The sequence below is a fragment of the Virgibacillus carmonensis genome (assembly GCF_057836705.1).
This window is the reverse complement of record NZ_JBYQFJ010000029.1, coordinates 1-14,598: the sequence shown is the minus strand read 5'-3', so window position 1 is coordinate 14,598 and position 14,598 is coordinate 1. Positions and strand designations below refer to the sequence as shown.

General features: G+C 37.8%; 17 protein-coding genes. 1 reads left to right on the top strand and 16 read right to left on the bottom strand.

The window, feature by feature from the left end; all coding sequences use genetic code 11:
• Nucleotides 1–36: 36 nt before the first annotated feature.
• From AC3G7N_RS16940 to metG, 3 genes are all read right to left on the bottom strand, one after another.
• Nucleotides 37–1,290, bottom strand: coding sequence for a resuscitation-promoting factor (locus AC3G7N_RS16940; protein WP_489423352.1), 1,254 nt, complete (start codon nucleotides 1,288–1,290; stop codon nucleotides 37–39).
• Between the two features lie 251 nt (nucleotides 1,291–1,541).
• A complete protein-coding gene (locus tag AC3G7N_RS16935) occupies nucleotides 1,542–2,306 on the bottom strand; it encodes a TatD family hydrolase (protein ID WP_489423351.1) in 765 nt (254 codons plus the stop codon).
• 261 nt (nucleotides 2,307–2,567) lie between these two features.
• Nucleotides 2,568–4,526, bottom strand: a complete 1,959-nt coding sequence (gene metG, locus AC3G7N_RS16930) for a methionine--tRNA ligase (RefSeq protein WP_489423350.1) — start codon at nucleotides 4,524–4,526, stop codon at nucleotides 2,568–2,570.
• Between the two features lie 317 nt (nucleotides 4,527–4,843).
• Between metG and abrB the strand changes: the two genes are divergently transcribed.
• Nucleotides 4,844–5,122, top strand: a complete 279-nt coding sequence (abrB, locus tag AC3G7N_RS16925) for a transition state genes transcriptional regulator AbrB (RefSeq protein ID WP_489423349.1) — start codon at nucleotides 4,844–4,846, stop codon at nucleotides 5,120–5,122.
• Nucleotides 5,123–5,184: 62 nt separating this feature from the next.
• On the opposite strand, the gene rsmI is transcribed toward abrB, so the two are convergent.
• From rsmI to AC3G7N_RS16860, 13 genes are all read right to left on the bottom strand, one after another.
• A complete protein-coding gene (gene rsmI / locus AC3G7N_RS16920; RefSeq protein ID WP_489423348.1) occupies nucleotides 5,185–6,060 on the bottom strand; it encodes a 16S rRNA (cytidine(1402)-2'-O)-methyltransferase in 876 nt (291 codons plus the stop codon).
• A complete protein-coding gene (locus AC3G7N_RS16915) occupies nucleotides 6,038–6,331 on the bottom strand; it encodes a GIY-YIG nuclease family protein (RefSeq protein WP_489423347.1) in 294 nt (97 codons plus the stop codon). Before AC3G7N_RS16915 ends, rsmI begins: the two co-directional genes overlap by 23 nt.
• Entirely contained in the window at nucleotides 6,318–7,064 is a 747-nt protein-coding gene (locus AC3G7N_RS16910) for a tRNA1(Val) (adenine(37)-N6)-methyltransferase (protein ID WP_489423346.1), read from the bottom strand. Before AC3G7N_RS16910 ends, AC3G7N_RS16915 begins: the two co-directional genes overlap by 14 nt.
• Before the next feature lie 229 nt (nucleotides 7,065–7,293).
• Nucleotides 7,294–7,638, bottom strand: coding sequence for a DNA replication initiation control protein YabA (gene yabA / locus AC3G7N_RS16905; RefSeq protein WP_489423345.1), 345 nt, complete (start codon nucleotides 7,636–7,638; stop codon nucleotides 7,294–7,296).
• A gap of 16 nt (nucleotides 7,639–7,654) precedes the next feature.
• Nucleotides 7,655–8,482: a PSP1 domain-containing protein gene (locus tag AC3G7N_RS16900; RefSeq protein WP_489423344.1), complete on the bottom strand. Its 828-nt coding sequence runs from the start codon at nucleotides 8,480–8,482 to the stop codon at nucleotides 7,655–7,657.
• A gap of 12 nt (nucleotides 8,483–8,494) precedes the next feature.
• A complete protein-coding gene (gene holB / locus AC3G7N_RS16895; RefSeq protein WP_489423343.1) occupies nucleotides 8,495–9,475 on the bottom strand; it encodes a DNA polymerase III subunit delta' in 981 nt (326 codons plus the stop codon).
• A 23-nt stretch (nucleotides 9,476–9,498) separates the two neighbouring features.
• The gene (locus AC3G7N_RS16890) at nucleotides 9,499–9,939 is read right to left on the bottom strand and encodes a YaaR family protein (RefSeq protein ID WP_489423342.1); all 441 of its coding nucleotides are present in this window, start codon (nucleotides 9,937–9,939) and stop codon (nucleotides 9,499–9,501) included.
• Between the two features lie 155 nt (nucleotides 9,940–10,094).
• On the bottom strand, nucleotides 10,095–10,424 hold the full coding sequence (darA, locus tag AC3G7N_RS16885; RefSeq protein WP_489423341.1) for a cyclic di-AMP receptor DarA: 330 nt from the start codon (nucleotides 10,422–10,424) through the stop codon (nucleotides 10,095–10,097).
• 19 nt (nucleotides 10,425–10,443) lie between these two features.
• Nucleotides 10,444–11,070 carry a dTMP kinase gene (gene tmk, locus AC3G7N_RS16880; RefSeq protein WP_489423340.1) on the bottom strand — a complete coding sequence of 209 codons (627 nt, stop codon included), beginning with the start codon at nucleotides 11,068–11,070 and terminating at the stop codon, nucleotides 10,444–10,446.
• Nucleotides 11,071–11,257: 187 nt separating this feature from the next.
• On the bottom strand, nucleotides 11,258–12,709 hold the full coding sequence (locus AC3G7N_RS16875; protein ID WP_489423339.1) for an aminotransferase class I/II-fold pyridoxal phosphate-dependent enzyme: 1,452 nt from the start codon (nucleotides 12,707–12,709) through the stop codon (nucleotides 11,258–11,260).
• Nucleotides 12,710–12,721: 12 nt separating this feature from the next.
• Complete coding sequence (locus AC3G7N_RS16870) at nucleotides 12,722–13,702, bottom strand: cation diffusion facilitator family transporter (protein WP_489423338.1); 981 nt, start codon at nucleotides 13,700–13,702, stop codon at nucleotides 12,722–12,724.
• A 189-nt stretch (nucleotides 13,703–13,891) separates the two neighbouring features.
• A complete protein-coding gene (locus tag AC3G7N_RS16865) occupies nucleotides 13,892–14,083 on the bottom strand; it encodes a sigma factor G inhibitor Gin (RefSeq protein ID WP_489423337.1) in 192 nt (63 codons plus the stop codon).
• Between the two features lie 123 nt (nucleotides 14,084–14,206).
• Nucleotides 14,207–14,473 (bottom strand): pro-sigmaK processing inhibitor BofA family protein, encoded by a 267-nt coding sequence (locus tag AC3G7N_RS16860; protein ID WP_489423336.1) that lies wholly within the window; start codon nucleotides 14,471–14,473, stop codon nucleotides 14,207–14,209.
• Between the last annotated feature and the right edge of the window lie 125 nt (nucleotides 14,474–14,598).

Here is a 14,598-nt window from a genome sequence, read left to right as displayed (position 1 = left end):
ACCATTCTATCATGGCAAGAGCATTTGTATCATGTATTATTTTAAAATGGTAACTTTCACAGTTCTACGTCCAAAAGCCAATGCTTCACTCCGACTTGAAAAATGTATGTCAATACGGTTTCCATTAATACTCCCACCGGTATCCGCTGCTACGTATTCACCTAATCCCTCAATATATACACGTGTGCCTAATGGAATTACACTAGGATCAACCGCAATTACTTTAGCGTTTGGATTTGCGTTTAAGTTTATACCGGTTGCAGTGTAACCTGAGCATCCTGCACAGCTTGCTGTGTATGCACTAGCAGACATATATAATACTTTTCCGTTAGACTTTTCACTTTTTTGTTCTTGTTTCGGTTCCACCTTTCGCTCCGGTGCTGGTTCTTTTTTCTCAGTGCTAGCCAACGTTACAAGCTCTGTCTGCTGTTCCACTTTTGTACCAATTGCAACCACTCTGTCTTTACTTTCTTCTTTTACTTCTTCGTGTACTAATTTTTTACTAACTTCTTTACCATTTTCTTTTGTCAGTTCATATGTTTTTATAACCGTGCCCTCACTGCCTTCTGCAACCACCCGCTCCTCACCTTTAGCAAGTGAACTGTCTTCTTTTTGCTTCGTATCAAAGGCAACCGCTTCTTCTACCTCAACCTCCGACTTTTCCACTCGGGTAATGTTAATTGGTGCATTCGCAGTAACTTGATCTTGCTTATCAACATTCATTTTATCTGGATTTTCTAAAGTAATGTTATTAGATTTTAATAATTGCTCTACCGTTCCACCTGTAGTCCAGAATTTCTGCTCTTTTCCACCAACATTTACCGCAACTTGGAATGCCTTATCAATTGTAAGCATAAGCCCATCTACAATCTTATCATCCTGCTTATGCGATACTTCATCATGCTCAGTTAACGTTAGGTTGTTTTCCGTTAAAAAATCACCAATTGTCTCAGCAAAAGTATTAAATTCTTTCTCATTTCCATTAATCTGCACCATTACTTGAGTTGATTGCTTGTATGTAATTTTCATGCCATCTTTGATTTCTGTATTACCTGTATGTGAAATTGCATCATGTTGACCAACAAGAATACCCACTTCTTCAAGCAGTTCATCTACTGTATTCGCATGTGTGTTCACTGTTTCTTTTTTCCCATCGTCCATTACGACTACTTCTGCTTTTGTAGCTTCCATTACGACTAGGCCAGAAAAAATGATAAGTGCTAAAACACCAATACTTGAAATAACCAGCTTCATTTTCGATGCCGGCAATAGCTTTGAAATAATCTTCATGCTTTTTGCCTCCCTTATATCGACTTTGATTATATAAACAGTTATATGCGAAGTCAAAGTATATAGGGTTACGGTTTCTTTACAATTAAGTTACAAATAATAACCCTGTAATTTTAAATGTGCCCTTTCCCCTGTCAAGCCTAGATTAGAGGCAGTTTTAACAAGTTAGTAGATCAATAAAAAAAAGAGACAGGTATACTCCCTGCCTCAACATATTAGGTAAAATTCACCTGTAATATTACAAACTTATATTATAATTTAAAAAAACGGCGCGCGTTTTCCGTAGTAACTTCACTTAATTCCTCAATTGAAATATTTCGTAATTCAGCTATCTTTTCGGCTACTAATGTTACATAACCTGGTTCATTCCGTTTTCCGCGATTCGGATGTGGTGCAAGAAATGGTGCATCTGTCTCTATAAGTAAACGATCTTGCGGAACTTCAACTGCTACTTCTTTTGGATCAATTGTGTTTTTAAATGTTACTGGGCCACCAAGTGAAATATAAAAATTCATATCTAAACAAGCTTTTAGGTAACCGACTTTATCGTTATAGCAATGCATGATACCACCAATTTCATTTGCACCTTCTTCCTGCAAAATAGCAATGATATCTTCTGTTGCCTCACGGTTATGGATAATAATTGGCATGTTTACTTTTTTAGCAAGCCGAATTTGCTTTCTAAAAACTTCTTTTTGAACACTTTTTGGCGACTTATCCCAGTGGTAATCAAGTCCCATTTCTCCAATAGCAATCACTTTTGAATGTGCAGCAAGTTCTTCGATCCAAGCCAAATCCTCTTCCGTCATATCAATTGCATCTACAGGATGCCAGCCAACTGCAGCGTAGATGGTATCATATTGTTCAGCAATTTCGATTGCAAGTGGAATGGTTTCTCTGTCAAACCCGACTACAACCATTTGGGTAACCCCTGCATCGAATGCTCGTTTAATAACTTCTTCTCTATCTTGTTCAAATTGTCTTGCATTTAAATGAACATGTGTATCGAATAACATGTAACCACTCACTCCTTAAAGTAAAGTTAGGGCCACCTCAAGCTCCAGCGCCCATTGGCTAGTGCCCTTCAGGCTCTTCCTTGCGATAACAATTCGACACGAGTCGAACGTCCTTAATCGCTACACTTTCCGTGTTTCCTTTTTTTCATGTCGAAAGGAATGTTCGATTAAAACCGCCACAAAGCATGAGCAACATCGAACTACCCACGTTGTTGTGGGCACGGGTCATACGCAAATAGACGGCCGCTTCCGCTTTTGTCTTTATTTTACAATTGATCCATTTGGTAAGGTTTGTTCTACCGTTGCAAGAGCCAATTTCCCATCGGCATCTTCCCCCGATAAAATCATACCCTCAGACATTTCACCACGTAATTTGACTGGTTTAAGATTTGTGACACAAATCACCTTTTTACCGACTAACACTTCTGGATTGTAATGTTCAGCAAGGCCAGACACTACTTGACGTTTTTCGCTGCCTAAATCAAGCTGCAGCTTCAATAATTTGTCAGCCTTTTTCATCCTCTCAGCTTTTAGAACCTCTGCTACACGCATATCAAGCTTCATAAAGTCATCGTACGCGATTAAATCTTTTGCTTCTTCTTCCTCAGCCTTTTGTTCTTCTTTTAGTATTGTTGGATTTTGCATCATTGCTTTAATGGTTTGAACTTCATCTTCCACGTCTAAACGTGGGAAAATCGGTTCGCCTTTTGTGACACGAGATCCTTTTGTAATCTGACCAAGCTTATATACACTTTCCCATTCCTTCAGGCTATCAGCCGAAACACCAATTTGACGGAAAATCTCGTTAGGTGCTTCTGTTAAAAATGGCTGTAACATAACACCGATAATCCTTAATGAATCAGCTAGATGTGCCATTACATTACCAAGACGTTCCTTTTGAGTATCATCTTTTGCTAAAATCCATGGTTGCGTTTCATCAATATATTTATTTGTCCGACTGACAAGCTTCCATAATTCAGAGAGAGCTACAGAAAATTGCATATTCTCAAGAGAATCCTCTACTTGTTTAATCGTTTCTGTAACTAAGTTCTCTAGACTTTCATCAATCTCTGTTTCAGCCTTGTTGTATGCAGGAATTTCACCATCAAAGTATTTGTCGATCATTGCAACAGTGCGATTCAGCAGATTTCCTAGATCGTTCGCTAGGTCATAATTAGTACGTTGCACAAAGCCTTCTGGCGTAAACACACCATCAGAACCAAATGGCACTTCGCGTAATAAATAGTAACGTACTGCATCCAATCCATATCGTTCAATAAGCTGAGTTGGATCGACAACATTACCTTTTGATTTCGACATTTTTCCGTCCTTCATTAAGATCCAACCATGTGCAAAAACCTTTTTAGGTAACGGTAAGTCTAATGCCATTAACATGATTGGCCAATAAATGGTGTGGAAGCGCACAATTTCCTTACTCATCAAATGTACATCTGCCGGCCAATACTTTTGAAATTTTGCATCATGATCCGTTCCATATCCAAGTGCTGTTATATAATTACTTAATGCGTCAATCCACACATAAATAACATGCTTTGGATCGCTTGGAACCTTAACACCCCAGTCAAAGGACGTACGTGAGACCGCTAAATCCCCTAGTCCTGGTTTAATAAAGTTATTAAGCATTTCGTTTTTACGACTTTCGGGTTGAATAAACTCGGGATGCTCATCGTAATATTTCACTAATCTATCTACATACTTACTCATCTTAAAGAAATAGGACTCTTCTTTCACTTTTTCCACTTTTCCACCACAATCAGGACAATGACCATCTTCTAATTGACGCTCGGTAAAGAAGGATTCATCAGAAGTACAGTACCAACCTTCATATTGGTCTAAATAAATATCGCCTTGTTCTAGCAACTGTGTAAAAATTTTCTCAACAATTTTTTTATGACGTTCCTCCGTGGTACGGATAAAGTCATCATTTGTCACTTTTAGTTTTTTCCATAAGCTTTGTATTCCATCTACAATTTCATCAACATATGCTTGTGGAGATACCCCTTGTTCTTCTGCCTTACGTTGAATCTTTTGTCCATGTTCATCTGTTCCAGTTAAATACATCACATCATATCCACGCATCCGTTTATACCGCGCTATTGCATCACCAGCAACTGTTGAGTATGCGTGACCAATATGTAATTTACCACTTGGGTAATAAATCGGTGTTGTAATATAAAATGTCTTTTTCTCATTTGTCATGTAATAACCTCCTCTTTCCTAATCCATATTATATTTATCACGATTCAATTTGAAAAACTATTACTATTGTAGCGATTTTATCATAAGATTTCCATTATCCAATAATCAATACTACAAATATTACTTAATATACGGTTACTTTCACGTGTGTAAAAGCGACAATTAATAACTCTTTTTAGTTAAAAACTTAATTTTCGCATTTGTTTTTATTTTTGGTAAAAATTGATTGACACTTATCGGAATAGTTGGTACTATATTCCTAGAAACATGTCGAATATTGACGAATAAAGTCTTTTACCTTCAGAAGGGAGAATAAAATGAAGTCTACTGGAATTGTCCGCAAGGTTGATGAACTTGGTCGAGTAGTTATCCCAATTGAGCTTAGACGAACGCTTGATATTCACGAGAAAGATGCCTTGGAGATTTATGTTGATACAGATAAAATTGTTTTAAAAAAGTATAAACCAAGTATGACCTGTCAAATTACCGGTGAAACCTCTGATGATAATCAATCATTGGCTAATGGTAAGTTAACACTAAGCCCCGATGGAGCAAAAGATTTAATCAAAGAAATCCAAACTCGATTTAACGTATAAAACATTTACCCCATGTAAAAAAGGGATTGACGTGTAACTTCAATAAACGTCAGTTCCTTTTGTTAGTCGTCAATATGATAAGTTTGGTAAACCTCACGTTTCTGCATTTGGCGATCAACAGCAACCTTTTTGATTGCCTCTTTACTCGACATATTATCTTCTTCCATATAATGCGATATGTGTTTAACTACAGATAGATGGCTCCACCAAAGTGTCTCTGGAGATGAAAAATCTTCTTTACTACCCTCTACGACAATGCAGAATTCTCCTCTTAGATCAGTTTGTTCAATCCATTCAACAACTTCGCTTATAGATCCACGAACATATTCTTCAAATAGTTTTGTTAATTCTCTAGCAAGTGTAAGTTCACGATTGCCAAGCTGTTCATAGATAGCTGATACGGTTTCTTTTAATCGATGAGGGGATTCATAAAATAACAAGGTTGCTTGCATGGATTTTAATCGCTCTAACTCTTTTAACCTATCCTTCTTTTTTCTAGGCAAAAACCCGTAAAATAGAAATTCTTTCGTCGGTAACCCTGAGCCTATAAGTGCACACAAAGCTGCATTGGCACCAGGTAAAACAACAACTGGAATCGTTGCTGCAACTGCCGATTGAACCATTTCATAACCCGGGTCAGAAATCCCGGGCATCCCTGCATCACTTACAAAAGCTATAGATTCACCGTCTTCCAGTCGCTCTATTAGCTGCTTCTCGCGCGATTCCCTATTATGTTCGTGATAGCTAATCATAGGTGTACTGATTTCAAAATGCGTCAACAGCTTTTTTGTATTGCGTGTATCTTCCGCAGCAATTAAGGAAGCTGATTGTAATACCTTCAACGCACGATAAGTAATATCCTCGAGATTCCCAATTGGTGTTGGAACAATATAGACAGTTCCTTTTTCAGTTGATTCAAAGCTCTTTTGCGTCTTCATTTTCTTCCACCCCTTGTTTATTCAACGAAATCAAGTCTTCTTTTTCACTTCTACTAAGCTGTTTAATAGCATATTCCCGTTTCATGGCTTCCTCTTTTGTCGAAAACTGTTCGACAAATTTAACTTGGAAAGGACCACGACCTCGTGTATATTTTGCGCCTTTCCCAGATTTATGCATGTCTAACCGATGCGGTAAATCATTTGTGTACCCCGTATATAAGGTTGAATCCTTACATTTTAAAATATAAACGGCATGTTTATTTTCTCCCATATATAACTTCCTCAGCTTCTGTTGTATAGGTATTATCTTCTTCATAGATATATAAGGGCGGTAAAATAGTAAGATCTGCCTTCCCGTCTCGAATCCCTTCAATTAACAACATGTTTGCCTCTCGGCCTCTTTTAGGATAAACAAGTTGCATTCGTTTTGGTTCAAGCTTATATTTTCGGAACAAGGTAAGGATATCAACAAGTCTACCCGGCCGATGAACCATCGATACCTTGCCACCAGGCCGAACATGTAATTTGCACGCTTTTACAACGTCCTCCAACGAGCAATATACTTCATGACGCGCAATAGTCAAATAGTCATTTTTATTTTGCTCCGTTTTTGCTGGTGTTTTGAAATAAGGTGGATTACACGTCACAACATCAAATGTACTATGGCCCAATTTATTCTGCATACTGGTTAGATCCCCATGAAACATGGTGATTTGACCGTTTAGCTTATTCAATTCTGAGCTGCGTGTGGCCATATCATACAGCCGCTTCTGAATTTCTACCCCTGTTATATGGGCATGTGAACGTCTTGATAGTAGAAGCGGGATAACACCATTTCCACTACATAAATCTAATATTTCACCCTTTTTAATTGGGACATACGTAAAATCTGCAAGTAACACAGCATCAAGTGAAAAAGAGAACACAGTCGGGCTTTGAATAATCTGCATATTATCCTCTTTTAATAAATAATCAAGCCGTTCATCGTCAAATAACTGTACCATTTCGTAAATCCTTTCTATGTAAGAAAAGCTCAGGGCGCCTTGAAAGACACGACAAGCATAAGCAGAGCGGTGCAGTGTGGATGGGTTTCCTCGCGCGGAAGCGAACTGCTTATGTCTCGAGTGTCTAGGCGCTGAAGCTAGACAGATTTTCGTTTATGCTTTCTTTGCTCTAAAGAAAAGCTGTCCCCTTTGTCCTTATTAAAGACAACGAGACAGCTGGTTAACTAGCTTATTTATTCTTATTTAAAAACATCAAACAAAATAGACAATCTTCATCTTGTCTTGGACTACCAAAATGAACATTACAAATATGAAAACCTTCTTCGTACAACCTTGCCAAGTTATCATACCCTTCACCAGGGATTTCATTAGCAACACGGCCCTCATCTACTTCTTCATCGTTTGTTTCACTACCCTCCAACCGATTGCGAAGATGATGATTCTCAATTGAAAGTCGATTGTTTTCCTCAAGCATATTGCCAAGATGATCCTTTAAATCGCCTAGTTGCTCATAAAGCTCGCCTATTCGTTTTTCCATATCCGATACCTGCTCAAAAACTTCTCGTTTGTTCACGCCTTCATACACCCCACTATTCTGTGGCTTGCGCTTTAATTATTCCTTCATCAATTAACTCATCTAACGTATATTCGATAACACGCTCTTTTTCTGGAATTTCAATTTGTACGATACGTTCCAGTATGTTCATACCAACTACTTTTCCTTTACCAAATGGCGTTTTCACCTTTTCCCCTAAATCTGGTAATGTACGTTTTGCTGTTTCATAATCATCATTTTCATACTTCAAACAACACATTAAACGTCCGCATAGCCCAGAAATTTTCGCAGGATTTAAAGATAGATTTTGATCTTTTGCCATTTTAATAGATACTGGCTCGAAATCACCTAAAAACGTTGAACAACAAAGCATACGGCCACACGGGCCAATTCCGCCCAACATCTTCGCTTCATCCCGAACACCAATTTGACGCAATTCAATTCTTGTTTTGAATAAGGCAGCCAAATCTTTTACTAAGTTACGAAAATCAACTCGTCCATCTGCCGTAAAATAAAAAATAATTTTATTTCGGTCAAATGTATACTCTACCTCGACTAGATTCATATCTAGTTTATGTTCAATAATTTTTTCAGCACACGTTTGGAATGCGGATTCTGACTGTTGTTGGTTCTCTGCAACAGACATTTTATCCTTGTTATCTGCCAAACGAATTACTTTTTTAAGAGGTAGAACAACGTCTTCTTCGTCGACTTGTTTATTTGCAATAACGACTTTACCAAACTCAATCCCTCGAACCGTTTCAACGATAACATACCCATCTAAGGTAACATCATGGTCTCCTGGATCGAAGTAATATATTTTACCCGCTTTTTTAAAACGGACACCAATAACCTCAATCAATTTAAATCACCTCTATATGTGAAGTGTAAGTTGTTCCATCACTAGTGTAGGATGAACATTCTGCTTCAACTTTCGTTTTGCCTGAAGGATGCTTTGTAGAATAGAAAGTAATTGTGGTTGTGAAAAAAACAACGCTGCTTGTTCTAAGCTCTCATCCTGTTTACAGTATAGCACCAATGGTTCATATTCTATATGGTAATATAGAATATCTTTAAATGCTAACAACAATAAGTCTAATCCCTGCTCTAGTTGACTTCGCTCTTTAAAGTGGACTAGCCACTGATTATGAATAGATAAGTATACTTCTTCAGGTTTTACGATAAACATTTCTACCAATTGTACCACTAACTTTCTAGCCTGTGCAAACCACTCATCCCCGTTTAGTTCGATTGCTTCATCTAAATTATTCGTTAGTGCAGCCACAAGCGCTATATTCCCTTCAGATACACCAGAATCTAGTAATTGCTTTTGAAATCGCTCTCGGTTTAATGGCTGTAAATCAAGTACCTGACAACGAGAACGGATAGTTGATAGAATGGATTGACTATTTTCTGTGAGCATGATGGCAGTGGTTTCCATATTTGGTTCTTCTAAGAATTTCAAAATGCGGTTTGCAGCATTGGTAGTTAATGTATCAGCATCTTTTATGATGTATACCTTCTTTGCGGACTCAAGCCCGCTATATTTAAATTCTTTTTGTAGATCATCAATTTGTTCTTTTTTAATCGATGATCCATCTGGTTCCACCCAATGAATATCTGGATGATTTCCAGAGTCAATTCGTTTACACGTCAGACAGCTATTACAAGGGTCCACATCAATTTCATTTTCACAAAACAAAACCTTTGCAAGTAACCGTGCAATCGCTTCTTTTCCCGTACCACGTTCTCCTTGAACTAAGTAAGCATGGGAAATACGATTCTTCTGTATACTATTTGTCAATATTTTGCTTGCCAAAGGTTGAATATTAGCTATTTCAGACCATGTATTCATGATTCCCATCCTCAATCTTGTGGTTATGTATACAAATTAATTAATAGCCCTTTAATCTCTCCAATTAACCCAAGCAGATCAACTGATTTCTTTTCCTGATTCATCAGTTCTTCTGTTAGTTCAATTAACTTTTCATCAATTTCCTTCACGATTGATAATTTCTGATTACGACTCTCTAGTCCAAAGCTATGCGACTGCTTTAAATCCAGTCCATTATAAACTGTTTCTTGAAGAAATCCTTTTACCATCCGCTTAAATTTTACGAGGTCTTTAAATGAATGAAACCGTGCAAGTCTCTCACCTTGAACTGTTATACTTTTCATCAAAACTTGGAGTTCTTGTGCCTTCAGCTTATGCGACTGCGTTTGCACCAATCCACCAAAGGATTGCTTACCTTCAAATGCTGATCGTGCTTGTTTATTGGTTGCGTCTAATTGCGAACGGAGATCTTGACTAATTTTCATACTACTAGCCCCTTACCTTGCGTTTAACTCTGTCTACCTGCGATGGCTACCGACTCGATACATAGTCAGTGACACTCCGAGCACGGTAAATGGTGTGCTCTATGGTCTCTTGACTATGCTTTTCGTCACTGAACAAGCCGGCCCCGCTTTCCTTCTTAGAACTGGAAGAATGATTCTATTGGTAAAATAAATACAGTTGCTCCACCAACTTCAACTTGTACTGGCTTCGGAATATACGAATCCGCATTACCACCCATCGGTGAGATAGGTGCTACCATTTGTTCACGTTTTGAGCAATTATCCCGAATTATATCTAATGCTTCATCTAGATATTCATCTTGGCAACCGATCATTAGTGTCGTATTCCCTTCCTTCAAAAAGCCTCCGGTTGTTGCAAGTTTAGTCGTTTTAAAGTTCTCATCACCTAAAGCATCCCCCAATCGATTGGAATCCTTATCCTGAACAACAGCAATAATTAGCTTCATCATGAACCCTCCCTTAAAATTAGTGTATAAAACGGTGAATTTTTTTCATGACCTGTATGTTTACCTGTTCCAATGACTGTTTTGCATCAATAACTTGAATACGTTTAGGAAACTTTTTCACAAGTAAATGATAAGCCTCATATACTTGTTCATGAAAATGAAGTTCTTCCAGGTCCAAACGATTCTTCTCTCTATCTTTATTCGCGATGATCCGCGCTAATCCCTTTTTTGGTTCAATATCAAAAAATAATGTTAAATCAGGCATACACTTTTGAATGGCAAATTGGTTAATGGTGAGGACTTCTTCGATACCAAGACCCCTTGCATAACCTTGATAGGCTAAACTACTATCAATAAATCGATCACACAACACAATTCTGCCTTGTTCTAATGCAGGTAAAACCTTCTCTATTAAATGCTGTCTTCTAGCAGCTGCATATAACAACGCCTCTGTCCGTGGGTCCATTGCTGTATGTTCCGGATCCAAGATAATATGTCTAATTTTCTCCGCAATTTCAATCCCACCCGGTTCACGGGTAGTTAAAACATTATACCCTTTTTCCAATAGTGTTTGTTCAATTAATTGAAGAACGGATGTTTTACCAGCGCCTTCTCCACCTTCAAGCGTAATAAAATATCCACTCACGACAGTTATTCCCCTTTATATGTATATGTGTGTTCAAAAAGATGACAAATTGGAAACAAAAAGTTCAAGGCTGGCGCAAAGATTTTGAGGACCGGAAAAACTGAGCACCAGAATTACCCTCAAAGCTTTACTTCGCACGCAGAAAAAGTGTTCTTCTTTTTCAAGGAACGAAGAAATTCGCCGTTTATCATTTGGTTACTTTTTGAACATCCGCTTTATATATATGAATCCCTTTATCTATATCATCGGTTTGTGTCCTGGCACCCTGACCGATAAGTTCTGTTAGCAGTGTAATATGCTGAGCTGTTATCCGTTCCCCTTTCAAAATTAAAGGAATACCTGGAGGGTAGGGGATCACAGAATCAGCAGCAATTGCTCCGACTGCTTTATCTAAGGATACTCGTAAAGTTGGTAATTTGTTCATTTGCTTGTATTTTCTTGCTAATTCTTCTACAGGCTTAGGAAAAAGCCCTCTTATATCTATTGTAGCATGGTTGTTCGTTATTTTTAATTGTTCCGTAACTATTTTTACCGATTTTCGTAAATGGTCTTTTTTTTGAAAAATTGCAAGTCCATGAATCAGCAAAATTTGATTATGAGTTGCAAGCTCCGGATAGATATTCTGGTCTTCGAAAGCTTTTGCAACGGCATATCCAGACAATTCAGGTCTTATTTGTAATGTAATTTTCAAAGGATCATCTTTTTCCGATAACGGTAAAACACTCCAAAGGTTGGTTTCAGCAAGAATCGAACGTACATCCCCCACACTTTCACTAATATCTTTTATATCCTCCCCACTTTTTGTAGCTAAAAACGAACGAGCAACATCAAGTGATGCCATAAGCGGATAGGAAGGACTGCTTGATTGCAGCATTTGTAAATAATGACTGACCTGTCGCTTTGATATAAAAGAGGTTTTCATGTGTAAGTATGAACTCATCGTCATACTTGGAGCCATTTTATGTGCGGATTGAACAACCAGATCAGCTCCCAAATCCAATACAGATGGCGGAAAAGGTTCTCCCAATGAAAAATGAACACCATGTGCTTCATCAACTAATACTGGTATATTGTATTCATGTGCACAATCAATCATCGTTTTGATAGCATACGTTTTTCCAAAGTAATCAGGATAGGTCAAAACGATTCCCTTTGCATCCGGGTGGTTAGCAATTGCTTGTTTCATAGACTCAAGATGCGGACTTGTATAACGATCAACCGTTTCATCATACTGTGGTGCAACAAATATAGGTCGTGCACCAGCCAACTCCAGCCCGTTCATTATTGACTTATGACTATTACGTTGGACAATCACTTTATCTTCATCAGAACAAACAGAAAGAATCATTGCTAAATTTCCAACAGTACTACCACCAACCAGAAAAAACGTATGATCTGCACCAAAGTAATCAGCTGCGAGCGCCTCAGCCTCAGCAATTACTCCGTTTGCCGCATGCAAATCATCTAAGCCAGTTAGTTCGGTCATGTCGATGGACAAAATTGAATTAAAAAGTTCCTTAGCGTGTTTCGGAAATACCAGTCCATTTTTATGACCCGGGACATGAAACGAAATCGGCCCTTTGTTTGTAAATTGTACTAACTTTTTTAAAAGTGGTGTCTCTACATGATTTCGTTTCATTTCTATCCCCCGTTACTTATCCGTTTCTTTTTTTGAACTGTTCCAGCTTTGAATCTCATCATCTACATCGGTCTCAATGATCACTTCGGTTACACCTTTTTCATTTAAAATCTTTTTTTCCATACCATCACGAATTTTATCGGCCTCTTCAACCGTCATGTTTGGATCCAATTCTATCTTCAACTCAACATGCAATTCATCGCCTTCTTTAATAACCATTAATGTATTTATATCTTTAACTTGCGGTTCCGCAAAAACAAGTTCACCTATTTTTTTCTCCATTTCCTCATCCGCAACACCCAAAACACCAGCGGCATTATCAAGGAAAATACGTCCTACGACATAGAACAACATCAGTCCGATAAGAACAGAAGCATATCCTTCTGCCTGAAGGAATGGTGTATATGTTGCGATAACGATGGCTACTATTGCAATTAATGCACCGCCCGTGGCAACAAGGTCCTCTAGAAATACCAGCTTTGTTGCTGGCTTTGCATTCCCAGCATTCTTAAAGCTTTCTGTCACAATACTAAATCCTGTTATATCATCTCTTCCAATATCTTCAATTATTTCTTTCATCGCTTTAAACAGAACGAAGGACTCCAATATCGCCGCAACACCCAGAACGGATATGTTCAACCAAAACCATGAACCAGGTTCAGGAGGTGCCATAATATGATGAATACCTTCCTTGATCGTTTCGTACGATAATACCCCGACAATCAAAACAGCACCTAGTAAAACTAAGTTAACCAATCGCGCAAAGCCTCCTGGAAAACGATCGGTTGGAGCCTTTTTACTTAATGCAGACCCGACGAACACAAAAAACTGGTTGGCCGTATCTCCAATACTGTGCATCATTTCGGCAAACATCGCCACATTTCCTGTGATAAAAAAGGTAACACCCTTTAAAATAGAAATAATCGCATTTATAGTGCTAGCCCATAAAGCGGATTTACTACCTTTTTTTAATAATCCTAGAAACTCTTTCATTGTTTTCTCCTTTCACCCGGCGTATCATCTCTTGCAGATTTTATTTGTTCGTACTGTAATATTGTCCCAATCCGTCGTTATCTTACTCATTAGATTACCAATTTAGCCGAAAAAATACCATTATTGTTTAAAAATAATTTTGCATACAAAAAAGCCTTTGCATTTAATAACGCAAAAGCTTAAGAATATCTATGAATATAACCTTGGTTGATTCATATTTTTTAATTTTTGTAGATAATAATTGTACTTTTCTTCTCTAGGCTCTGTATGAATGATGTTCTTTTCACATTCACAACAAATAAAAAGTGTGTATAAATGAATTCCTCTTTCTTTCTTTTCCTCACAAATGCCGCAGCATTCCATTTCAATCGTCGTTTTCATTTCCCCACCTCCGTTAGTTTAGTCTCTCCTAATCTAACGAAATATATACTTAGATTCTTTCAATCAATGAAACTTTCTACATTAAAGTATATGAGGAAATGCCTGAAAATGTGTCTGTACCACCTACACAATCAAAAAAATATGAATCGCCGTAAGAGAGGCAAGACCAAATATACCCAAAAAACCAGCAATCGCTGTTGTAAAGAGATTAATAGGTACATGTAGACCTATTGCCCCACCAAATACATTCAAGAAAAATAAAAATAATACACCAATTGCTAATTTAACAACACCTTGTCCGACTAAACGCATAGGCCTGATCGGGGCCCCAACCAATAAAACGAATACAATCAATCCAACCAGTATAGAAATCACTATCGTCGAACTCAACATGACCTACTCCTTCCCTTGTCCCCTTTTTACTACATATGAAAAAAAACAAGGAAATAGACCAAAAATGATAAGAAAAACCGGGCATAGACCGCCCGGTCCTTTGCTGTGTTAGAGAACATCCG

Excerpts from the sequence above, each read along its gene's own strand:
- AC3G7N_RS16940 (WP_489423352.1), bottom strand. The coding sequence starts at position 1,290 with ATGAAGATTATTTCAAAGCTATTGCCGGCATCGAAAATGAAGCTGGTT.
- AC3G7N_RS16935 (WP_489423351.1), bottom strand. The coding sequence starts at position 2,306 with ATGTTATTCGATACACATGTTCATTTAAATGCAAGACAATTTGAACAA.
- metG (WP_489423350.1), bottom strand. The coding sequence starts at position 4,526 with ATGACAAATGAGAAAAAGACATTTTATATTACAACACCGATTTATTAC.
- abrB (WP_489423349.1), top strand. The coding sequence starts at position 4,844 with ATGAAGTCTACTGGAATTGTCCGCAAGGTTGATGAACTTGGTCGAGTA.
- rsmI (WP_489423348.1), bottom strand. The coding sequence starts at position 6,060 with ATGAAGACGCAAAAGAGCTTTGAATCAACTGAAAAAGGAACTGTCTAT.
- AC3G7N_RS16915 (WP_489423347.1), bottom strand. The coding sequence starts at position 6,331 with ATGGGAGAAAATAAACATGCCGTTTATATTTTAAAATGTAAGGATTCA.
- AC3G7N_RS16910 (WP_489423346.1), bottom strand. The coding sequence starts at position 7,064 with ATGGTACAGTTATTTGACGATGAACGGCTTGATTATTTATTAAAAGAG.
- holB (WP_489423343.1), bottom strand. The coding sequence starts at position 9,475 with ATGAATACATGGTCTGAAATAGCTAATATTCAACCTTTGGCAAGCAAA.
- AC3G7N_RS16890 (WP_489423342.1), bottom strand. The coding sequence starts at position 9,939 with ATGAAAATTAGTCAAGATCTCCGTTCGCAATTAGACGCAACCAATAAA.
- darA (WP_489423341.1), bottom strand. The coding sequence starts at position 10,424 with ATGAAGCTAATTATTGCTGTTGTTCAGGATAAGGATTCCAATCGATTG.
- AC3G7N_RS16875 (WP_489423339.1), bottom strand. The coding sequence starts at position 12,709 with ATGAAACGAAATCATGTAGAGACACCACTTTTAAAAAAGTTAGTACAA.
- AC3G7N_RS16870 (WP_489423338.1), bottom strand. The coding sequence starts at position 13,702 with ATGAAAGAGTTTCTAGGATTATTAAAAAAAGGTAGTAAATCCGCTTTA.
- AC3G7N_RS16865 (WP_489423337.1), bottom strand. The coding sequence starts at position 14,083 with ATGAAAACGACGATTGAAATGGAATGCTGCGGCATTTGTGAGGAAAAG.